Raw genomic sequence first — 20,745 nt, 5'->3', positions numbered from 1 at the left:
GAGGGCCGGGGATGGGCCGTACGGTGGACCTGCCGTTGTGACTCCGTTGGCTCCCACCGGTGACTCATAGGAGATTCTCAGTGTGGTTCCAGGATTTTTCTTAATTTCGTGGGCCAGAGTATGAACCGATGAAGCGCACCACTCGTCCCCCTGGTAACCGGCGGAACGCTTTGTTCGTCGTGGTCGTGACGCTCGCCGTCACGTCCGCGTCCGTGGCGTCCGCCGATGACGGCCCCGGGCCGTTCGGCGTGACCGTGCAGGCCGACGCGAACAAGGCGAGCGCCCGCGTGGGCGCCTTGTTCGGCGTGGGTGATGGCCTGAGCGGGCACTTCTGCACCGCCTCGGTCGTGCACAGCGAGGGGCGGGACCTTCTGGTGACCGCCGCACACTGTCTTGACGGGGGCGGAAAGTTGCGGTTTGTCCCGGGTTATCGGGACGGCAAGGCGCCGTACGGGATCTGGGACGTCAAGAAGACCTTCGTCGGTGACGCCTGGACGGGCGGTCAGGACGAGGACAGTGACGTCGCCTTCGCCGAGGTCGCCAAGCGGGGCGCGAAGGGCATCGAGGACGTCGTCGGCGGGAACGCCCTCGCCACGGGGCGGGAGACCGGGGCCACCGCCGTCACGGTCACCGGCTACCCCAGCACCCTCGACGCGCCGCTCATCTGTACGAACAAACCGACCGCCCACAGTCGCACCCAGCAGCGCATCGAGTGCCCCGCCTTCGCCGGCGGCACCAGCGGCAGTCCCTGGGTGAACGGCGACGGGGCGGTCGTCGGGGTCATCGGCGGCCACGAGGCGGGCGGGGACACCGACGACGTCTCGTTCAGCGTCGTCCTCGGGAACGAGGCCGCGAAGTTGTACAAGGCGGCGCGCAAGGCGGGTTAGAGGCGCGCGGGGCGGGTTCGAAGCATGCAGGGCGGATTCGGGGAGTACGGGGCGGGTTCGGGGCGTACGGGAGGGATTCGGGGCGCACTTCGCGCCCCCGTTTCTTGTCGTGTGTGATCGTTTCCTCGCACAGGGGTCGCCTCTAGACTGACGTCCGGCGGACTCCCGGGCGGCGAGGGGCGGTTGACGGTGCGTAAGACGTGGGTCGTGGTGACCGCCGTCGCCGGGGTGGGGCTCGCTTTCATGGCGGCGCTGGTCGTCGGCGTCTACATGGTGGCCGGGAACCTCGCCAACGGGGTCGGCGGCGGATCGGTCGGGCTCGCCAAGGGCGCCGTGCCGGCCGCGTACCAGACGCTCGTACAGAAGTGGGGCAATCTGTGCGGCGCGATCAATCCGGCGCTGCTCGCCGCACAGCTGTATCAGGAGAGTGGATTCAACCCGAACGCCAAGAGTCCGGCGGCGGCCGAGGGCATAGCGCAATTCATCCCCGGCACCTGGGCCACGCACGGAATCGACGGCAATGGGGACGGCAAGCGCGACGTATGGGACCCGAATGACGCGATTCCGTCGGCCGCCTCCTACGACTGCAAGCTCGCGTCCTATGTGAAGGACGCGCCCGGGAACATCACCGAGAACATGCTCGCCGCTTACAACGCGGGGGCCTACGCGGTCATCAAGTACGGAGGAGTGCCGCCGTACAAGGAGACCCAGAATTATGTGAAGACGATCACGACTCTGGCGAAGAGCTTCGCGCGGCCGGTGAGCCGGGTGGATCCCTCGCAGCAGGCCGCCGCGGCGATCTACTACGCGCAGAAGAAGCTCGGCACGCCCTACCTGTGGGGCGGCAACGGAGCGGCTGACCAGGGCGGACGCTTCGACTGCTCGGGTCTGACCAAGGCGGCGTACGAGAGTGTCGGAGTCACCCTGCCGCGCGTCGCCAACGACCAGTACAACGCCGGACCGCACCCCGCGCGCGCGGAACTGCTCCCGGGCGATCTGGTGTTCTTCTCCGACGACCTCACCAACTCGCGGGCCATTCGGCACGTCGGTATCTATGTGGGTGGCGGGTACATGATCGACGCACCGCGAACGGGCGCCGTCATCCGCTTCGACCCCATCGACACCCCCGACTACTTCGGCGCCACGCGCGTGACCGAAGATGGCGCGAAAGCGTTGCCGACGACGGTTTGATCCCACCCCTGAGCTGCGGCGATGTATCTCTCTTCGATAACGTCTGCGTGATCATTCGGTGGAGGGTGGAACGTACTGAAGGGGAATGTGCGTTCCTGTTGACGTAGAGCCGATCTACGACCACGGGGGTGGATCGGGCGGCGCACGAAAGGCTGCGCCCGCGGAAAGACGACGAAGGGGCCGCAGCACCATGGCTGGACTCGCCGAATCCGGTTCGAACCCCGACGTGGACCTGCTGTACGACATCAACGGCCTCGCCAAGAACGCGCCGCACTGGTTCGACCGCGGCATGGAGTTCGTCGGAGAGTACGGGCTGCTGCTCGCCATGGTGCTGCTGGTGCTGTGGTGCTGGTGGACCGTGCGGCGGCGCGGCGACGAGAACGCCGCCCCGTCGGTGGCCGCGCTCGTCTGGGCGCCCCTCGCGGCCGGCGTCGCGGTGCTGGTGAACGTGCCGATACGGGGCTTCGTGGAGCGGCCCCGCCCCTTCGTGGACCACCAGGGGCTCGACGTCCTGGTCGGTGGCAAGACCGACTTCTCCTTCGTGAGCGACCACGCGACGCTCACCATGGCGATCGGCGTCGGGCTGTTCGTCGCGAACCGGAGGTTCGGGCTCGTCGGGATAGGGATCGCGCTGCTCGAAGGCTTCTGCCGGGTCTACATGGGCGTGCACTACCCGACGGACGTCATCGGCGGCTTCGCCCTCGGCACCGCCGTCGCCCTGCTGCTGTCCCCGCTCGCCATGGCCCTGCTGACCCCGGTGATGAAGGCCGTGGAGCACTCGCCGCGCGCCGGATGGCTGATCCGGGCGCGGAGCGTGGGGCGTGCGGGACAGGAGGCGCTGATTCCCGGGGCGCGGGTGGAGCGCCCCGAGGAGCCGGACCTCGCCGCCTAGGCGCTCCGCTGAGCGGCGGGGGCGGTGGTGAGTCTGCGGGTCAGAGTGACTGGGGGAAGGAGAAGAAGCGGTTCGGGTCGTACTGCTTCTTCAGGGCCGCCAGGCGGGTCGCCGCGTCGCCGTAGTACGCCTTGCGCCAGTTGGTGAGGGTCGCGTCCGTGTAGTTCTGGTAGGCGGCACCGGAGGCGTGGGCGGCCATCGCCGAGTGGGCGGAGACCAGCCAGGACTGGACCGTGGTGCCGGAGGCGCCGGCACCCCAGGAGGCGAAGTACTGGGCGAGCATCCGGGAACGCCGGTGCACGAAGGCCGTCGCGGTCGGCGAGACCCGGTTGACCGCGCCGCCCAGCGCGGTGAGCGCGATGCTGCCCGCGCCGCCGCGGACCGAGGAGATCTGGTGCAGCAGCGTCTGGATGCCGGCCGCGGAGATGGACCGGTCGAAGAAGTCCGAGCGGGCCGCGAACGTATCGCGGCTGAGGGAGCCCTGCGGGGAGCGGCCCGGCGTCGAGCCCGGCAGATGGCACTGAGCCTCGGTGGGGAATGAAGAGCAGCCCGCGTACGCCTCCATCGACTCCTTGTAGGAGTGCTTCTTGAGCGAGACGCTGCGCGCGGGGCCGCCGATCTTGGTGGCCAGGCGGTCCACGGCGTTCTGGAGTTCGCCGTAGGTGCCCAGGGAGAAGGCGGCGACGGCGACGGTGGGCGTGCCGCCGCCGTTCTCCAGGTGGAGCGAGGACCAGATCTCGTCAGGCTGGCTGGGACCCCACTCCTGCCAGGCCTTCACCACGGCGGCGGCCTTCGCCCAGGGCCACGTCATATACGCCGACACGGCCTGCGGGGCGGCGTGGGTCTTGAAGCGCAGCTCGGTGACGACACCGAAGTTGCCGTTGCCGGCGCCGCGCAGGGCCCAGAAGAGGTCCTTGTTCTCGCTCGCGTTCGCCACGAGCTGCTTGCCGTCCGCGGTGATCAGCGTCGCCTGGGTGAGGCTGTCGCAGGTCAGGCCGTACGCCCGTGACACCACGCCGTGGCCGCCGCCGAGGGTCAGACCGGAGACGCCGACGGTCGGGCAGGAACCGGCCGGGATCGTGACGCCCTTCGCGGCGAGCGCCCGGTAGACGTCGATCAGCTTGGATCCGGCGCCGACCACCGCCTCGTTCGCGGACGCCCGGATGGTGTTGAGCTTGGACACGTCGAGGATCAGGTGGCCGTTTCCGGAGGACCAGCCCGCGTAGGAGTGGCCGCCGTTGCGGATCGACAGCGGGATGTTGTGGGCGCGGGCGTAGGCCATGGTCGTACGGATGTCGTCCGCGTGGGCGACATACGCAACGGCGGTGGGCTTCAGGGAGTCGAAGCGGGTGTTGTACAGCAGGTGGGCCGTCGACCAGCTGCGGTCGCCGGGGCGGACCAGCGGGCCGTCGAGGTCCTTGGCGAGAGCCGTCCAGTTGGCGGCGGCGTGGGCGGCTACGCCGCTGCCCGTGCTGCTCGTGCCCGTGCCGGTGGTGGCCGTGCGTATCGAGGTGCCGGCCGTGTCCGTGGCCGCCGCCTTGCCCCCGCTGCCCTTGCCGTTGCACGCGGCCGTGGCCGCCGCCGCGAGTGCGGCCGCGCCGCCACCGATGAACGTACGCCGTTGCATGTGCGCCTCCCATTGCTTCCCGTGCGTGGGACGAGACGTGTGCCGGGTCCTGGGGGTTCCGCGGCGGGCGGGCGCGGGACGGAACCGGGACATGCCCGTGATCCCGCGCGGATCTCGTCCCCATCTTGGACCTGGCCTGGGCCTTTTCGGCTGAGGGTGGGCGAGAGGTTGGTCACGCCGCTTACGGGGCGCTACGCGAGCGGTGTGTTCTGCACGTGGCCCTCGGCGTCGGTGCGGGCCAGGCTGCGGGCGCGGCGGGCCGGGCCTCGCCAGCCGCAGGTGCAGCGCGCCAGACAGAAGCGACCCTGCTCGATCGTCGTCGTTCGGTGTTCCTGGACGGGATGGGTCTCCTCCGGTTGCGCCACAGTGACAACGTTACCCAAGGCAAGCAAATGAATCGCCGCCGCGTGACGGCCGTCCCTACCCGTCGTTAACCGGAACGACAGGAGGCCCGGGACGGACCGGCTGGGGGTCGGCGGACGATGGTGGCGCAGCAGCAGAGTCGGACGGGCACGGGCGTCGTCGCGGTCGCGATGGCGGGGCTCATGGTCTGCGTCGGCGGATGTTCCGTCGGCCGGGCCGGTGCCGAGGACGCGCGCGAGGGCATCACCTCCGTCGAGGTACTGCACCGGGCCGCCGCCACACTGGAGCGCGCGGGCAGCGCCAAGACCCGTACGTCGATGGAGATGGCCACCGGCGGGACCCGGGTCACCATCCGCGGCCAGGGTGTCTACGACTTCAAGAAGCAGCTGGGGCAGTTGAAGGTGCTGCTGCCGCAGGATCCTGCGGGCGCCGTCGAGCACCGGCCGATCACCGAACTCCTCGCCCCGGGCGCTCTGTTCATGAAGAACCGCGGCGCCGGTGTCCCCGCCGACAAATGGGTGCGCGTCGACACGGCCACCCTCTCCGACGGGAACCTCGTGACCGGCGGCGCCACCGACCCGTTCGCCGCGGCGGAGTTGCTGCGGGGGGCGCGGACGGCGACGTACATGGGGAGGACGGAGGTGGCCGGGACGCCGGTGCGGCACTATCGCGGGACCGCCGACCTGGACATCGCCGCGCGCGGCGCCTCGCGGGGGAACCGGAAGGCACTCGCGGCGGCGGCGAAAGGGTTCGCCACCGCCGAAGTCCCGTTCGACGCCTACCTCGACGACCAGGGGCGCGTCCGCAAGCTCCGGAACCGGTTCAGCTTCATCAACGGGCGGCAGAAGGGCACCGTCGCGGTCGCCTCGACGACCTTGCTGTACGACTTCGGGGTCCCCGCCCACGTACGGCTTCCGGAACCCGAGGACATCTTCGCGGGGAAGATCGCGGAGCCGTAGACGCCCGTCCGCCGGCGTGGCTGCCGGTGCGTGGACGAGGTGGAGTTGAGGGCTGGAAATGGCCCTTCCGTGCCATGCGCGGTGTGTAGGCCGCTCCCTACTCTAGGAAGTCGGTGACGGCAGGAAGAGGTGATGCACGTGGCTCCGGTCGGCGGTACGGCAGTTCAGGACCACGTGGCCCTCGCCGAGATCGAGCTGTGCGGCGACCTGATCATCGCGGCCTCGGCCGCCCACGAGGAGCGGCTCAGCCTGGAGAGCATCGACGAGGTACTGAAGGTGGCCGAAGAGCGCATCCGGGGGAGCGGCGCGGGGGAGTAGGCCCGCTTCACGTGCGCGCTTCGGTGTCTCCGTGCGTTTGTGTCATGTGCGCAGCAGGCGGCCGATCGCCTTCGTGGCCTCCTCGACCTTCGCGTCGACCTCCTCGCCGCCCTTGAGGGCCGCGTCCGCGACGCAGTGGCGCAGGTGTTCCTCGAGGAGCTGGAGCGCGAAGGACTGGAGGGCCTTCGTGGAGGCGGAGACCTGGGTGAGTATGTCGATGCAGTAGACGTCCTCGTCGACCATCCGCTGCAGACCGCGGATCTGGCCCTCGATGCGGCGCAGGCGCTTGAGGTGTTCGGCCTTCTGCTTGTGGTAGCCGTGGATGCCGCGGTCGTGGTCGGTCACGACGCCTCCGGCCTGGACGCCTCCGGTCTCGGCTCCCCCGCTCACGAGGTCCTCGCTCCCGGCGCCGTCGCTCCCGACTTCCGCGGTGTCGATGGGGGCCTCGATGTTCGAAATGTCCGGGACCTCCTGAACCGTTTTGGCCTTGCCGGAGGGCGCCGTCGCGCCGGCCTCGGTGGTCGTCATCGCGTCCTCCTGATGGTCCGGTATATATACCCCTGGTGGGTATATGGTAACGAACTTTGCTGGGTATAGGGCCCTTGCCGGATGCGGGGACCGGACCCTGTGCTGATCACTGTGTCTGATGGGCGACACTGGGGGACGGCCGGTTAGCCGTGGCCGGATGATGCGCCTAGCATCAGCCTGACCGAACAAAAGGACCCCGAGGACCCCAAGTGCGCTTTCGTCTGACCCCCAGGGAGACGAGCTTCTACGACATGTTCTCCGCCTCCGCGGACAACATCGTCACGGGCTCGAAACTCCTGATGGAACTGCTCGGGGCGGACGCCTCCGCCCGGGCCGAGATCGCAGAGCGCATGCGGGCCGCCGAACACGCCGGTGACGACGCCACTCACGCGATCTTCCACCAGCTGAACTCCTCCTTCATCACGCCGTTCGACCGCGAGGACATCTACAACCTGGCCTCGTCCCTCGACGACATCATGGACTTCATGGAGGAGGCCGTCGACCTGGTCGTGCTGTATCAGGTCGAGGAGCTCCCCAAGGGCGTGGAACAGCAGATCGAGGTACTGGCCCGGGCCGCCGAGCTGACGGCCGAGGCCATGCCGAACCTGCGGACGATGGACAACCTCACCGAGTACTGGATCGAGGTCAACCGGCTGGAGAACCAGGCCGACCAGATCCACCGCAAGCTGCTCGCCCATCTCTTCAACGGCAAGTACGACGCCATCGAGGTCCTGAAGCTCAAGCAGATCGTGGATGTGCTGGAGGAAGCGGCCGACGCGTTCGAACATGTGGCGAACACGGTGGAGACCATCGCCGTCAAGGAGTCCTGAACTTCGTGGACACCTTTGCACTGGTCGTGACCATTCTGGTCGCGCTCGGATTCACGTACACGAACGGCTTCCATGACTCGGCGAACGCCATCGCCACGTCGGTGTCCACGCGGGCGCTGACCCCGCGGGCCGCGCTCGCCATGGCCGCGGTGATGAACCTCGCCGGTGCGTTCCTCGGGAGCGGGGTGGCGAACACCGTCAGCAAGGGGCTGATCGCGACGCCCGAGGGGTCGAAGGGGATGGGGATCCTCTTCGCCGCGCTCGTCGGGGCGATCGTCTGGAACCTGGTCACCTGGTACTTCGGGCTTCCGTCGTCCTCCTCGCACGCGTTGTTCGGGGGACTGGTGGGGGCCGCGCTCGCGGGCGGTACGAAGGTGTTGTGGTCCGGGGTCGTGGACAAGGTCATCATCCCGATGTTCCTGTCGCCGGTCGTCGGTCTGATCGTCGGGTATCTGGTCATGTGCGCGATCATGTGGCTGTTCCGGCGGGCCAATCCGCACAAGGCCAAGCGGGGGTTCCGTATCGCGCAGACGGTGTCCGCGGCGGGGATGGCGCTCGGGCACGGTCTTCAGGACGCCCAGAAGACGATGGGTGTCGTCGTGATGGCGCTCGTCATCGGCGACGTCCAGAAGTCGGACGATCCGATTCCGGTGTGGGTGAAGATCGTCTGTGCGGTGATGCTGTCGCTGGGGACGTACGCCGGTGGGTGGCGCATCATGCGGACGCTCGGACGCAAGATCATTGAGCTGGATCCGCCGCAGGGGTTCGCCGCGGAGACGACGGGGGCGTCGATCATGTTCGCCACGGCGTTCCTCTTCAAGGCGCCCATCTCGACCACGCATGTCATCACTTCGGCGATCATGGGTGTCGGGGCGACGAAGCGGGTGAACGCGGTGCGCTGGGGTGTCGCCAAGAACATCGTCCTGGGGTGGTTCATCACGATGCCGGCGGCAGCGCTGGTGGCTGCCGCCAGCTTCTGGGTTGTCGACCTGGCGTTCCTGTAGGACGCCGGCCGCCCCAACGTTTCTCGCCCCCGCCGCCCCTACCCGACCCATCCCCAGGGGCTCCGCCCCTTCAACCCCGCCAGGGGCGCTGCGCCCCCTGGACCCCCGCATCACCCGAAGGGCTCGTCCTCCGAAGGGCTCGTCCTCAAACGCCGGACGGGCTGAGTGATATGGGCCGGGGTGAGGCTTCAGGGGCGCGGGGAACCGCGCGAGCAACCCCCGCCGGACCGCAGCCGGAGGATTCCTCGGCCCAACCTCACCTTTGGTCCTCGTCAAAGACGAGCGGGCCCGCCCCCGGGAGCCAGGGGCGGGCCCTTCTCGTCCTCGCGGTGGCACCGCCATGCAGCACCGCGAGGGGTATGGGGGGAAACGGCTCAGCCGAAGCGGCCGGAGATGTAGTCCTCCGTGGCCTGCACCGACGGGTTGGAGAAGATGCGCTCCGTGTCGTCGATCTCGATGAGCCGTCCCGGCTGGCCCACCGCGGCCAGGTTGAAGAACGCGGTGCGGTCGGAGACGCGCGCGGCCTGCTGCATGTTGTGCGTCACGATGACGATCGTGAAGCGCTCCTTCAGCTCGCCGATCAGGTCCTCGATGGCGAGGGTCGAGATCGGGTCGAGGGCCGAGCAGGGCTCGTCCATGAGGAGGACCTGCGGCTCCACCGCGATCGCCCGCGCGATGCACAGACGCTGCTGCTGACCACCGGACAGACCCGAACCGGGCTTGTTGAGGCGGTCCTTGACCTCGTTCCAGAGGTTCGCGCCCTTGAGGGACTTCTCGACGACGTCGTTCAGCTCGGACTTCTTGTACGAGCCGTTCAGACGCAGACCCGCCGCCACGTTGTCGAAGATCGACATGGTGGGGAAGGGGTTGGGGCGCTGGAAGACCATGCCGATCGTGCGGCGCACGGCGACGGGGTCGATGCCCTGGCCGTACAGGTCCTCGTCGTCGAGGAGGACCTTGCCCTCGACCCGGCCGCCGGGGGTGACCTCGTGCATACGGTTGAGCGTGCGCAGGAACGTCGACTTGCCGCAGCCGGAGGGGCCGATGAACGCCGTCACCGAGCGCGGCTCGACCGTCATCGAGATGTCTTCGATCGCCTTGTGGGAGCCGTAGTAGGCGGTGAGACCGCTTACGTCGATTCGCTTGGCCATGTCAATCACTGCTTCTTTCGAGGGGGATGCTGCTGGTCGCTGATATGGCCGCGTCAGCGACCTGTCTTCGGTGCCTTCCAGCGGGCGATGCCGCGGGCCACCATGTTGAGAATCATCACGAAGGCGATCAGGGCGAGCGCAGCCGCCCAGGCACGGTCGTACGCCGCGTTCGAGCCGGCGCTGTTCGCGTACTGCTGGTAGATGTACAGCGGCAGCGAGGCCTGCGCTCCGGAGAACGGGTTGGTGTTGATGAAGTTCGTGCCCCACACCAGCAGCAGCACCGGGGCGGTCTCGCCCGTGATGCGTGCGACGGCGAGCATGACACCGGTCGTGATGCCACCGATCGAGGTCGGCAGGACCACCTTGAGGATCGTGCGCCACTTGGGCACGCCGAGCGCCAGGGAGGCTTCGCGCAGCTCGTTCGGTACGAGCTTGAGCATTTCCTCGGTGGAGCGGACCACGACGGGCATCATCAGGATGGCCAGGGCCAGCGAACCGGCGAAGCCGAAGGGCTGCAGGTCCATGATGAGCATCAGGCTCAGGATGAACAGACCGGCGACGATCGAGGGGATGCCCGTCATCACGTCGACGAAGAAGGTGATGGCCGTGGAGAGCCTGCCGCGCCCGTACTCCACCAGGTAGACCGCGGTGAGTACACCGATCGGCGCCGCGATCAGGGTGGCGAGACCGACCTGCTCCAGCGTGCCGATGATGGCGTGGTAGATGCCACCGCCGGGCTCGGAGTCCGCGACCACGCCCATCGAGTGGGTCAGGAAGTAGATGTCGAAGACCTTCACACCGCGCTTGACGGTGGTCCAGATCAGGGAGGCCAGCGGGACGACCGCGATGAGGAAGCAGACCCAGACGAGGCTGGTCGCGACGCGGTCCTTGGCCTGCCGGCGGCCCTCGACGCGCGCGGCGATGCCGTACGTACCGAGGACGAAGAGGATGCCGGCGATCAGGCCCCACTGGACCTTGCTGTCGAGACCGCCGACCAGGCCGACGACCACGGCGAGCACGACGGCTCCGGCGGCGATCGCCCACGGGGACCACTTCGGCAGGGTCGCGCCGCGCAGGGTGCTGGCGCGCTTGTCCATGGCGGGTGCTGAGTGGCTCATGCGTTGGCCCCCGAGTACTCCGCGCGACGGGCGATGATGACCCGGGCCGCGCCGTTGACCAGCAGGGTGATGACGAAGAGGACCAGACCGGACGCGATCAGCGCGTCACGGCCGTCCGCGGTCGCCTCGCCGAACTTGCTGGCGATGTTCTGTGCGAAGGTGCCGCCGCCCGGGTCGAGCAGGCTGGCGTTGATGTCGAAGGTCGGCGAGAGGACCGTGGCGACGGCCATCGTCTCACCGAGCGCGCGGCCGAGACCCAGCATCGACGCGGAGATGACGCCGGAGCGGCCGAAGGGCAGCACCGACATGCGGATGACCTCCCAGCGCGTGGCGCCGAGGGCCAGCGCGGCCTCCTCGTGCATCTGCGGAACCTGGCGGAAGACCTCGCGGCTCACGTTGGTGATGATCGGCAGGATCATGATCGCGAGCAGGATGCTGACGGTGAGCATCGAGCGGGGCGCGCCGCCCTGCCAGCTGAAGATGCCGGTCCAGCCGAGGTACTTGTCCAGCCAGCCGAAGAGGCCGTTCATGTGCGGCACCAGGACGAGGGCGCCCCACAGGCCGTAGACGATGGACGGCACGGCGGCGAGCAGGTCGATCACGTAGGCGACCGGGCCGCTCATCCTGCGCGGTGCGTAGTGCGTGATGAACAGCGCGATGGCGACCGCGACGGGGACCGCCAGGGCCATGGCGATGATCGAGGAGACCACCGTGCCGAAGGCCAGGACGGCGATGCCGAAGACCGGCGGGAGGGTGTTGGTGTTCCACTCGAAGGTGGTGAGGAAGTTGCCGTGGTCCCTGCTGATCGCGAGCGAGGCGCGGTAGGTGAGGAAGACCGCGATGGCGGCCATGATCACCAGCAGGAAGATGCCCGAGCCGCGGGAGAGACCGAGGAAGATCCGGTCACCGGGTCGGGTGGCGCCGCGGCCCGCGCGCTTCTGCACGGCCGCGGAAGGCTGGGAGGTGGGGGGAGGTGCGTCTGTGTTCTGTGTAGATATGTCCATCGGGATCTCCGGTCTGCAGAGCCGTACTTGGTGTGCGGCTCCTGGCGGCGGTGCACCGGACGGTGCGGCCCGGCCCCGAACCGGGGCCGGGCCGCACGCTTAGGTCAGCTGAGGCCCGCGATGGTGGTGCGGACCTTGGCGATGATGTCGGCCGGGATCGGCGCGTAGTCGATGGAGGAGAGGACCTTCTGGCCGTCCTCGCTCGCAATGTAGGTCAGGAACGCCTTCGTGGCGGCCAGCGTGTCCGACTTGTTGCCCTTGTCGCAGACGATCTCGTACGTGACCAGGGTGATCGGGTAGGCGCCCTCGGCCTTGGTGGCGCGGTTCAGCGAGAGCGAGAGGTCCTTGCCCGTGCCGACGACCTTGGCGTCCGCGATGGCCTTGGTGGCGTTCTCGACGGTGGCCTCGACCGGGGCGCTGGCGCCCGTGTCGATGCTGGCCGCCTTGATGCCGTCCTTGGCGAACGACAGCTCCATGTAACCGATGGCGCCGGAGGTCTGCTTGACCTGCTGGGCGACACCGGAGGACTGCGGAGCGGACTGGCCGCCCTTGGCCTGCCAGGCCTTGCCGCCGGAGTACTTCCAGTCGGAGGGGGCCGCGGCGATCAGGTACTTGGTGAAGTTGTCCGTGGTGCCGGACTCGTCCGAGCGGTGGAACGCCTGGATCTTGAGGTCGGGCAGCTTGACGCCCGGGTTCAGCTTCGCGATCGCCGCGTCGTTCCAGTTCTTGATCTGGTCGTTGAAGATCTTGGCGGTCACGGAGGCGTTCAGGACCAGCTTGTCGACGCCCGGGACGTTGTAGCCGACCGCGATCGGGCCGCCGACCATCGGAAGGTCGATGCCCTGGCCGCCGCCGGTGCACATCTTCTTGGAGGCGGTGACCTCTTCGGGCTTCAGCGCGGAGTCAGAGCCGGCGAAGGCGACCTGGCCCTGGGTGAACGCGGTGACGCCGGCGCCGGAGCCGCCGCCCTTGTAGTTGATCTGCACGCCGGAGCAGGCGGCGCTGAACTCCTTGACCCAGGCGTCGATCGCGTTCTTCTGCGCGGACGAGCCGTCGGCGAGCAGCTGGCCCTTGGCGTCGTCACACTTGATCGAGCTGGCGGAGCCCGTCGTCGCGCCGCCCGTGGCGTTGCTCTTGGTGCCGGTGTCGTCGGAGCCGCACGCCGTGAGGGCCAGGGCGCCGGAGACGGCGACAGCACCGAGCGAAAGGGCGCGAAGCCGGTTCTTGCGCTGAAGCTTCACTGTTGGGGTGTTCCTTCCAGGAGCCGCCGTCTGGTTGGCGGCGTGCGAGGTCTGTGTGATGCGGAGGCCACACGCAGGAGGCGTTCCGCACCGGGTAAGGCCGAAATTAGGCAGATCAGGTGAAGGCGTCGATGGCCGTAAGTGAACGGAGGGTGAACCCCTGTGGGCGGTGCGGTGAGGTCACGGAACGCTTACGTCGAGGACACGGTGGGATCCCGATCGTTGTCACTGCATGCGACCAGATGTGTACGTATATGGCTGGGAGGTCCGGCTAAGTGAGGTGCAGCACGCTCAGCAGGGCGTCCACCAGATCGGCGTCCCTGGGCTGGGTCAGACGGTCGCGGGCCGCGGCGGGGGAGAGCCACAGGACGCGGTCGACCTCGTCGTTCGGGGTGAAGTGGCCGTCCGTCGCCTCGGCAGCCCAGTAGCGGACCTCTTTGGGGCGGCCGGCGACGGGATAACGGAGGGTGGGCAGGGCCGTGCCGGGCACGGCGGAGTACCCCGTTTCCTCCTGGACCTCCCGCAGTGCCCCCGCGAGCGGTTCCTCGCCGCGCTTGAGCTTGCCCTTCGGATGCGACCAGTCGTCGTACTTCGGCCGGTGGACGAGACATATCTCCAGCTCACCGCCGAGTGGCGAGCGGCGCCACAGGACGCAGCCCGCCGCCCGTACGGCCTTGAAGGTGTCCTCGGTCATCAGGCCTCCCTCACGGGGTGCGCACGGTTTCCTTCTGCCAGTTCTGCTGGAACGCGAACCGTGCCGCCTCCACCTCGTGCCGCTGGTCGGCGTGGAGCACGCCGAGCGCGTACGCGGTGGCCGGGGCGATGCGCGGGGTGCGGGCCGCCGACGCGGCGGCCGCGGCCGCCTCCGCCGCGTCCCGGTGCCGGTTGAGGGCCTGACCCGCGCGGAGCAGTCGTACGTCGATGGGGGCGTCCTCTCCGTGGAGGACCTCGCACGCGTAGCGGTGCAGGCGCAGCAGCAGCCGGACCTGGTGCCAGGGCGCGTCCTGGGGATGGGGCGCGGTGTCCGCGGAGAGGCCGTGCACGAGGGCCTCGGCGTTGTACGGGTGGCCCGCGGTGACCAGCGGCAGCGCGGCGACCGCGTCGGTCAGCCGGTCCGTCGCGGCGGCGGCGAGTGGGCGCAGATCGGCCGTGGTGGCCGCCGGGGTGAGCGGCACCTCGCTGGCGAGCACGGCGACGCTGTCCGCGACGGCGTGGAAGCGGGAGGAGCCGAGCGCCTGCAGCGCGGCCGAGTGGGCCCGGGTGCGGGCCAGCGTCAGCTGGCGGTCGAGCAGCGCGCCCGCCTTCGCGGCACCGACGGTCAGACTGCCTTTGGCCGGCGCCCCGGTATCCTGTGCGGCCTGTGCCGGGAAGCCGGCCGCGCCGGAGAGCCGGTTCAGCGCGCCGATCAGTCGCTCCAGGCGGGCCGCGTAGGCGTGTTCACGGGCCAGGGTGCCCGAGAGCCACGCCAGTTCGGGCCGCATGCCCTCCGACCACTCCGCGTCGAGCAGCGGTCGGAAGGTGTGCAGGGTGCCGCTGATGCGGCGGGCCGAGCGGCGCAGGGCGCGTGCCGCGTCGACCGATTCGCCGGAGCCGTTGTCCCCCGCTCGTGACACGTCCCGCATCTCGGCGCGCGACTCCGTTCTCGGCTTCGCCCGGGCGGTGGTACCCGCGTCGGTGCCGTTCTCCCGGTGCTGTCGCAGGGAGCGGAGGAACTCCGTGGCCTGGGCCCTCAGGTAGCCCGCGAGGGCGTCTCCTGACATGGGCCCGGCCGGGGAGTCGGTGGGGGGTTCAAGGTGTTGCTGTGCCACGCCGGCGCCTCCGGGCGTCTATGAGCATCTCCTGGACGTTCCGCAGGGGCTGGCCGTCCGCGTCGGTCGAGTGCCGGGTCCACTCGCCGTCCGGGCCCAGGTGCCAGGAGGCGGTGGTGTCGGACATCCCGGTCTCGAACAGCCGGTTGAGGGCCGCGCGGTGTGCCGGGTCGGTGATCCTGACCAGCGCCTCGATCCGCCGGTCCAGGTTGCGGTGCATCATGTCCGCGCTGCCGATCCAGACCTCGGGCTCGCCGCCGTTGCCGAAGGCGAAGACACGGGAGTGTTCGAGGAACCGGCCGAGCACGGACCGTACGCGTATGTTTTCGGACAGGCCGGTGACGCCCGGCCGGACCGCGCAGATGCCACGCACCCACACGTCGACGGGCACTCCGGCCTGGGACGCGCGGTACAGCGCGTCGATGATCGCCTCGTCCACCATCGAGTTGCACTTGATGCGGACGTAGGCGGGGCGTCCGGCGACGTGGTGCTGGACTTCCTTGTTGATCCGCGCGATCAGCCCGTCACGCAGGGACTTGGGGGCGACGAGCAGACGGCGGTAGGTCTCGCGGCGCGAGTAGCCGGAGAGCCGGTTGAAGAGGTCGGACAGGTCCGCGCCGACCTGCGGGTCGGCGGTGAGCAGGCCGAGGTCCTCGTACAGCCGGGCGGTCTTCGGGTGGTAGTTGCCGGTGCCGACGTGGGAGTAGCGCCGGAGCGTCTCCCCCTCCTGCCGGACGACCAGCGACAGCTTGCAGTGGGTCTTCAGCCCGACGAGTCCGTACACGACATGGCAGCCGGACTCCTCGAGCTTGCGGGCCCACTTGATGTTGGCCTGTTCGTCGAAGCGCGCCTTGATCTCGACGAGGACGAGGACCTGCTTGCCGGACTCGGCGGCGTCTATCAGCGCGTCGACGATCGGCGAGTCGCCCGAGGTCCGGTACAGCGTCTGCTTGATGGCCAGCACGTCCGGGTCCGCCGCCGCCTGCTCCAGGAAGGCCTGCACGGAGGTGGAGAAGGAGTCGTACGGGTGGTGCAGCAGGACGTCGCGCTCGCGCAGGGCGGCGAAGATGTCGGGCGCGGACGCCGACTCGACCTCGGCCAGGTCGCGGTGCGTTCCCGCGATGAACTTCGGGTACTTCAGCTCGGGCCGGTCGAGGGCGCCGATGCCGAAGAGGCCGGTGAGGTCCAGGGGACCCGGCAGCGGGTACACCTCCGCCTCGGAGATCTTCAGTTCCCGTACGAGGAGATCGAGGACGTACCGGTCGATGGACTCCTCGACCTCCAGGCGCACCGGCGGCCCGAAGCGGCGCCGCATGAGTTCCTTCTCCAGCGCCTGGAGCAGGTTCTCGGTGTCGTCCTCCTCGACCTCCAGGTCCTCGTTCCTGGTCAGCCGGAAGGTGTGGTGCTCCAGGACCTCCATGCCCGGGAAGAGCTCCTCCAGGTGTGCCGCGATCACGTCCTCGATGGGGACGTAGCGGTTGGGGGAGGCCTCCAGGAAGCGGGAGAGCAGCGGCGGGACCTTGACGCGCGCGAAGTGCCGGTGGCCGCTGACCGGGTTCCGTACGACGACCGCGAGGTTCAGGGACAGACCCGAGATGTACGGGAAGGGGTGCGCGGGGTCGACCGCCAGCGGGGTCAGGACCGGGAAGATCTGGTGCCGGAAGAGGGTGAAGAGGCGGGCCTGCTCCTTCTCCGTCAGTTCGCTCCAGCGGACCAGATGGATGCCCTCCTCCGCGAGTGCGGGGGCGACGTCCTCCTGGTAGCAGGCCGCGTGCCGGGCCATGAGCTCGCGCGAGCGGGCCCAGATCATCTCCAGGACCTCGCGGGGCTGCAGGCCGGAGGCGGACTTGGTGGCCACGCCGGTCGCGATGCGGCGCTTCAGTCCGGCCACCCGGACCATGAAGAACTCGTCCAGGTTGCTGGCGAAGATCGCCAGGAACTTCGCCCGTTCGAGCAGGGGCGTGCTCGGGTCCTCGGCGAGCTCCAGCACCCGCTCGTTGAACGCCAGCCAGCTGCGCTCGCGGTCCAGGAACCGGCCCTGCGGCAACATGATGCCGTCCTGCACCGCGTCCTCGTACGCGTCGAGGTCGGCGTCGATGTCGGGCTCGAGGTCGGAGACGTTCGCCGCCACGGTGTGCGGGCGGTGCGCGGCGATGGAGCCGACGGAGGGCTGCGGGTGCTGCACCGGTGCCTGGGCGCTGGTCTGGTTCATGGAACCATTCTTCCGCGCCGGGAGCGAGACCGGCGCGTCGGAGAGCGCGAGCGGCAGCGGGGTGAGGCGGATGTTCCCGTTCCGCGTCCCCGGTACCGCCCTGCCCCCCGTTGTCGGAGAGGTCTCGCCCTCCGGCGGAGGTGACGGCTCTGGCACGGCGGGTTTCATTGGGTGAGCGTCGCAAGCCCGTCTGAATCGATGGTTACGGCGACATGACGTGCGGGATATCGGGGAGCGGCTCCGGGACGTCTACATGCCCGGGAGCGGCGTGCGCCGCACCCCCCGTGGGGGGCGTACGCAGCCCTGGCATGGGGGGAGTTAGGCGGTGCGGCGGTGCAGCAGCCGGAAGGCGGCGGCGGTGGCCACGGCGGTCACGGCGAGGACGATGCCGGTTTCCACCAGCTGGAGGGGCCAGAAGTGCGAGGCGGGGTGGTAGACGGAATAGCGGCCCGTGACACCGTGCTCGGCCAGGCACCGCTTGGCTTCCGCGGTCGTGCCCTCGCAGTTCCCGTAGCTGGGGTCCGGGACTCGTTTCCCGTGGACGAACACCCCGGACTCCAGCTGCCAGACGGGACTGGGCTGGTTGTAGAACGCGGCGCCGGTACGGGTGATCGTGGGCCACAGGTCCGCGCGGTACCGGTCCAGGCATTGGCTGAGCAGCAGCATCATGGCGAACGAGACGCTCAGAGCGGGCAGCGAGCGCCGTAGCGCCAGACCGGTGACTGCGCCCACGGCCAGGGCGCACAGGGCGTACGCCACCATCGCCGGGCCGCGGGCGACGAAGACGGTGGTGGCGGGCCAGTCGCCGATGACGCGGGCCGGTCTGTTCGACCAGCTCCAGCGGTACGCCGCCATGAGCACCGTGCCGCTGAGCGTGATCAGCAGCGCGGGCACGGCGAGCTTGGCGGTCAGCCACCGTACGGGGGACACCGACTGGGTCCAGGCGAGCCACGCGGTGCCGGACTCCAGTTCACGGGCGATCAGCGCGGCGCCCGCCCAGGCGGCGACGGCGTAGAAGGAGTAGCACAGACCGGTGGCGGTGTATCGGAGGATCGCGCTGTACTCGAGTGTGGCCGTGACCTCGCAGCTGTCGGAGCGGAGACAGCGGAAGGCCTCCGCCCGGGCGGCGTCGGCCGTGACCCCCATCGCCCACGTCAGGAATCCGATGACGGCGGCGACGAACGAGCCCCAGACGATCAGCGCGGTGCGGTGCACGCGTACGACGGTCCACGGCAGGCCGCCGACGGCACCCGCGGTGCTCACAGGGCGGCTCCCTTCGTGGGCGGGGCGCCGCCGGTGTCGCGCTTGAGCAGCCGGAAGGCGACGAGGAGAACGAGCGCGGTGAGGACGAGCACCAGGCCGGTCGCCATCAGCTGGAGGGGCCAGTAGTGGGACTGGGGGTGGGAGTCGGTGTAGAAGCTGACGGCGTCGAGCCGGTGGTACAGGGTGCTGCACTGCGTGCTGTGGCTGCTGCCGCACAGCGGGTCGGGCAGCCGGGCCCCGGTCGAGGTGAGGAGACCGGCGTGGACGGTCATCCCGAGGCTGGTGGGGCTGTCCTGGGTCAGGCTGGTGACCGTCCGCACCGTCGGCCACAGGTACGGCAGGGCGAATCCGAGGGCGGCCCGGACGCCGACCGTCCACACCACCGACACGACGAGGGCGCTCAGGGAACCGCGCAGCCTGGTGCCGGCGAGCGCGCCGACGGCCAGGCCGGACAGGGCGAGGGCGACGGTGGTGGGGCCGTTGGCGTGGAAGACGAAGGCGTCGGTCCAGTCCTTGGCGGTGTCGATCCGGCCCTGGCCGCGCGCCCACATCTGCCGGTGCAGCACCACCAGCACGCTGGTCCCGACGGTGACGAACGCGGCCGGCACGGCCAGTTTCACCGCCAGCCAGCGGGCCGGGGAGACCGACTGGGTCCACGCGAGCTGCGCGGTGCCGGACTCCATCTCGCGGCCGATCAGCGAGGCGCCCGCCCAGGCCGCGACGAGGAACGGCAGGAAGGTCAGCGCGAGGGAGGCGTACAGGCTGTACGACTTGTACCTGAGGATCGCGTCCTGGTCATAGGCGCAGGTGGGCTTCGTGCAGCGGTCGTACGCCCGCCATGCCGCGGCGGCCGCGTCCGTCCCCGGGCCGTACAGCCACAGCAACAGGACGGCGAGCGCGACGAACAGACCGGCCCAGATGTAGAGCGCCGGGCGGTGCAGTCGCAGCACCGTGCGGACGAGGCCGCGCGAGGCGGACGGGCGGCGGGCGGGCGCCGGCGTGCTGCCGGAGGCGGTCAGCGTGGTCATGCGGCGGACTCCTGGGCGGCGGTGCGGGCGGAGGCGAGGATCAGCGCGGGAGCCTCGGGGTTGCGCAGGTGCGCGAGGACCAGGTCCTCCAGGGAAGGCGTGGTGACGAGGGCGTCGAGTCCGCCGGAGACCGGGCCCTGAGGGCGGATCAGGGCGGTCAACTGGCGCCCCGTGGTGCGGGATTCGACCACGGTGTGCGGAGCGAGGTCACGGACCGGCCCGGTGGTCAGGGTGTGCGCGGCCAGCAGGTCGTCCAGGTCGCCCGCCAGTCGCACCTGGCCGCCGCCTATCAGCAGCAGGTAGTCGCAGGAGCCCTCCAGCTCGGCGACGACGTGCGAGGACATCACGACCGTCGTGCCGTACTGGGCGGCCTCGGCCATCAGCGTGCCCATCAGCTCGTGGCGGGCGAGCGGGTCGAGGTCGGCCATCGGCTCGTCCAGGAGCAGGAGTTCGGGCCGCTTGCCGAGCGCCAGGGCGAGCGCCACGCGGGTGCGCTGACCGCCGGAGAGCGTACGGACCTTGGCCTTCGGGTCCAGCCCGCCGCTCTCGTACGTGATCCGCTCGGCGACCGAGGTGTCCCAGCGGTCGGGGTTGAGCTCGTGGCCCAGGCGCAGCGTCTGGGCCACCGTGAGCTGCGCGTACAGCGGCTTGTTCTGGGCGACGTACGCGATGCGTTCGCGGGCGGCGGCCGGGTGGCTGCCGAGCACGGTCAGGGAGCCCTCGGTGGGGGCGAGCAGTCCGGCGGCGTGGGCCAGCAGGGTCGACTTGCCCGCGCCGTTGGGTCCGACGACGGCGCAGACGCGTCCGGCGGGGAGCCGGAAGGAGCACTCGTGCAGTGCCCAGCCCCCGCGCCGCCCGAACCGCTTGCCGAGGCCGGCCGCCTCCATGGCGGTGTCGCTCATTCCGTGTCTCCCTTGCTGAACTTTTCCAGTACGGCGGTGAAGAGCGCCGCCATGTCGTCGTGATCGAGCCCGGCCTCGCGGGCCCTGGCCGCCCAGTCGTCGAGCTCGGCGCGCAGGGGCGAGTCGGCGGGGGCGGCGCCCAGCGAGCGCTTCACGAAGGTGCCGAGGCCGCGTCTGGCCTCGACCAGACCCTCGCGCTCCAGCTCGCGGTAGGCCTTCAGGACGGTGTTCGGATTGATCGCCGTGGCCTCCACGACCTCGCGGGCCGTGGGGAGCTTGTCGCCCGGTTCCAGCAGGTTCAGGCGCATGGCCTGTTTGGTCTGCTGGACGATCTGGACGTAGGTGGCGACACCGCTGCGCCGGTCGATGCGGTACTCGACCACTCGGACAACCACCCTTTCACTAATTGAGTAGTGAAA

Annotated in this window: 21 protein-coding genes; 7 read left to right on the top strand and 14 right to left on the bottom strand. The window is 69.7% G+C overall.

Features of this window, described 5'->3' with window-relative positions; genetic code table 11:
• Positions 1 to 128: 128 nt before the first annotated feature.
• From ACIRA5_RS11510 to ACIRA5_RS11500, 3 genes are all read left to right on the top strand, one after another.
• Complete coding sequence (locus ACIRA5_RS11510; protein WP_403689694.1) at positions 129 to 887, top strand: trypsin-like serine peptidase; 759 nt, start codon at positions 129 to 131, stop codon at positions 885 to 887.
• A 189-nt stretch (positions 888 to 1,076) separates the two neighbouring features.
• Complete coding sequence (locus tag ACIRA5_RS11505) at positions 1,077 to 2,078, top strand: NlpC/P60 family protein (protein ID WP_403689692.1); 1,002 nt, start codon at positions 1,077 to 1,079, stop codon at positions 2,076 to 2,078.
• 190 nt (positions 2,079 to 2,268) lie between these two features.
• Positions 2,269 to 2,970, top strand: coding sequence for a phosphatase PAP2 family protein (locus tag ACIRA5_RS11500; RefSeq protein ID WP_403689689.1), 702 nt, complete (start codon positions 2,269 to 2,271; stop codon positions 2,968 to 2,970).
• Positions 2,971 to 3,010: 40 nt separating this feature from the next.
• Here ACIRA5_RS11500 and ACIRA5_RS11495 read toward each other — a convergent pair whose 3' ends face one another.
• Together ACIRA5_RS11495 and ACIRA5_RS11490 are read right to left on the bottom strand one after the other, a co-directional pair.
• The gene (locus tag ACIRA5_RS11495; RefSeq protein ID WP_403689688.1) at positions 3,011 to 4,597 is read right to left on the bottom strand and encodes an FAD-dependent oxidoreductase; all 1,587 of its coding nucleotides are present in this window, start codon (positions 4,595 to 4,597) and stop codon (positions 3,011 to 3,013) included.
• 191 nt (positions 4,598 to 4,788) lie between these two features.
• On the bottom strand, positions 4,789 to 4,962 hold the full coding sequence (locus tag ACIRA5_RS11490) for a hypothetical protein (RefSeq protein ID WP_403689687.1): 174 nt from the start codon (positions 4,960 to 4,962) through the stop codon (positions 4,789 to 4,791).
• Positions 4,963 to 5,079: 117 nt separating this feature from the next.
• Here ACIRA5_RS11490 and ACIRA5_RS11485 point away from each other — a divergent pair, with 117 nt between their 5' ends.
• Positions 5,080 to 5,919, top strand: coding sequence for a hypothetical protein (locus ACIRA5_RS11485; protein ID WP_403689685.1), 840 nt, complete (start codon positions 5,080 to 5,082; stop codon positions 5,917 to 5,919).
• A 132-nt stretch (positions 5,920 to 6,051) separates the two neighbouring features.
• Entirely contained in the window at positions 6,052 to 6,237 is a 186-nt protein-coding gene (locus ACIRA5_RS11480) for a hypothetical protein (protein ID WP_217574644.1), read from the top strand.
• Between the two features lie 42 nt (positions 6,238 to 6,279).
• Here ACIRA5_RS11480 and ACIRA5_RS11475 read toward each other — a convergent pair whose 3' ends face one another.
• A complete protein-coding gene (locus ACIRA5_RS11475; RefSeq protein ID WP_403689682.1) occupies positions 6,280 to 6,765 on the bottom strand; it encodes a metal-sensitive transcriptional regulator in 486 nt (161 codons plus the stop codon).
• 209 nt (positions 6,766 to 6,974) lie between these two features.
• On the opposite strand from ACIRA5_RS11475, the gene ACIRA5_RS11470 reads away from it, so the two are divergent.
• On the top strand, positions 6,975 to 7,595 hold the full coding sequence (locus ACIRA5_RS11470; protein WP_054232360.1) for a DUF47 domain-containing protein: 621 nt from the start codon (positions 6,975 to 6,977) through the stop codon (positions 7,593 to 7,595).
• 5 nt (positions 7,596 to 7,600) lie between these two features.
• Positions 7,601 to 8,599, top strand: a complete 999-nt coding sequence (locus ACIRA5_RS11465) for an inorganic phosphate transporter (protein WP_067371449.1) — start codon at positions 7,601 to 7,603, stop codon at positions 8,597 to 8,599.
• Between the two features lie 374 nt (positions 8,600 to 8,973).
• On the opposite strand, the gene pstB is transcribed toward ACIRA5_RS11465, so the two are convergent.
• The 11 genes from pstB to ACIRA5_RS11410 form a co-directional block, all read right to left on the bottom strand.
• Positions 8,974 to 9,750: a phosphate ABC transporter ATP-binding protein PstB gene (gene pstB, locus ACIRA5_RS11460; RefSeq protein WP_101404245.1), complete on the bottom strand. Its 777-nt coding sequence runs from the start codon at positions 9,748 to 9,750 to the stop codon at positions 8,974 to 8,976.
• Positions 9,751 to 9,803: 53 nt separating this feature from the next.
• Positions 9,804 to 10,868 carry a phosphate ABC transporter permease PstA gene (pstA, locus tag ACIRA5_RS11455; RefSeq protein ID WP_403689681.1) on the bottom strand — a complete coding sequence of 355 codons (1,065 nt, stop codon included), beginning with the start codon at positions 10,866 to 10,868 and terminating at the stop codon, positions 9,804 to 9,806.
• The gene (gene pstC / locus ACIRA5_RS11450; RefSeq protein ID WP_403689679.1) at positions 10,865 to 11,872 is read right to left on the bottom strand and encodes a phosphate ABC transporter permease subunit PstC; all 1,008 of its coding nucleotides are present in this window, start codon (positions 11,870 to 11,872) and stop codon (positions 10,865 to 10,867) included. The genes pstA and pstC overlap by 4 nt, the downstream gene beginning before the upstream one ends.
• A gap of 104 nt (positions 11,873 to 11,976) precedes the next feature.
• Complete coding sequence (pstS, locus tag ACIRA5_RS11445; RefSeq protein WP_403689677.1) at positions 11,977 to 13,113, bottom strand: phosphate ABC transporter substrate-binding protein PstS; 1,137 nt, start codon at positions 13,111 to 13,113, stop codon at positions 11,977 to 11,979.
• 271 nt (positions 13,114 to 13,384) lie between these two features.
• Entirely contained in the window at positions 13,385 to 13,807 is a 423-nt protein-coding gene (locus ACIRA5_RS11440; RefSeq protein ID WP_403689675.1) for an NUDIX hydrolase, read from the bottom strand.
• 10 nt (positions 13,808 to 13,817) lie between these two features.
• Positions 13,818 to 14,921 carry a CHAD domain-containing protein gene (locus ACIRA5_RS11435; RefSeq protein WP_403689672.1) on the bottom strand — a complete coding sequence of 368 codons (1,104 nt, stop codon included), beginning with the start codon at positions 14,919 to 14,921 and terminating at the stop codon, positions 13,818 to 13,820.
• Positions 14,902 to 17,133, bottom strand: coding sequence for an RNA degradosome polyphosphate kinase (locus ACIRA5_RS11430; RefSeq protein WP_382016640.1), 2,232 nt, complete (start codon positions 17,131 to 17,133; stop codon positions 14,902 to 14,904). Before ACIRA5_RS11430 ends, ACIRA5_RS11435 begins: the two co-directional genes overlap by 20 nt.
• Positions 17,134 to 17,451: 318 nt before the next feature.
• The gene (locus ACIRA5_RS11425; RefSeq protein WP_403689670.1) at positions 17,452 to 18,396 is read right to left on the bottom strand and encodes a hypothetical protein; all 945 of its coding nucleotides are present in this window, start codon (positions 18,394 to 18,396) and stop codon (positions 17,452 to 17,454) included.
• The gene (locus tag ACIRA5_RS11420) at positions 18,393 to 19,424 is read right to left on the bottom strand and encodes an ABC transporter permease (RefSeq protein ID WP_403689668.1); all 1,032 of its coding nucleotides are present in this window, start codon (positions 19,422 to 19,424) and stop codon (positions 18,393 to 18,395) included. The genes ACIRA5_RS11425 and ACIRA5_RS11420 overlap by 4 nt, the downstream gene beginning before the upstream one ends.
• Positions 19,421 to 20,326: an ABC transporter ATP-binding protein gene (locus tag ACIRA5_RS11415; protein ID WP_403689667.1), complete on the bottom strand. Its 906-nt coding sequence runs from the start codon at positions 20,324 to 20,326 to the stop codon at positions 19,421 to 19,423. Before ACIRA5_RS11415 ends, ACIRA5_RS11420 begins: the two co-directional genes overlap by 4 nt.
• Positions 20,323 to 20,709 (bottom strand): GntR family transcriptional regulator, encoded by a 387-nt coding sequence (locus ACIRA5_RS11410; protein WP_403689768.1) that lies wholly within the window; start codon positions 20,707 to 20,709, stop codon positions 20,323 to 20,325. The genes ACIRA5_RS11415 and ACIRA5_RS11410 overlap by 4 nt, the downstream gene beginning before the upstream one ends.
• Positions 20,710 to 20,745 lie beyond the last annotated feature (36 nt).

The sequence above is a fragment of the Streptomyces sp. NPDC096311 genome, from assembly GCF_044763085.1.
Taxonomy (GTDB): domain Bacteria; phylum Actinomycetota; class Actinomycetes; order Streptomycetales; family Streptomycetaceae; genus Streptomyces.
This window is presented reverse-complemented; position numbering and strand designations above follow the sequence as displayed.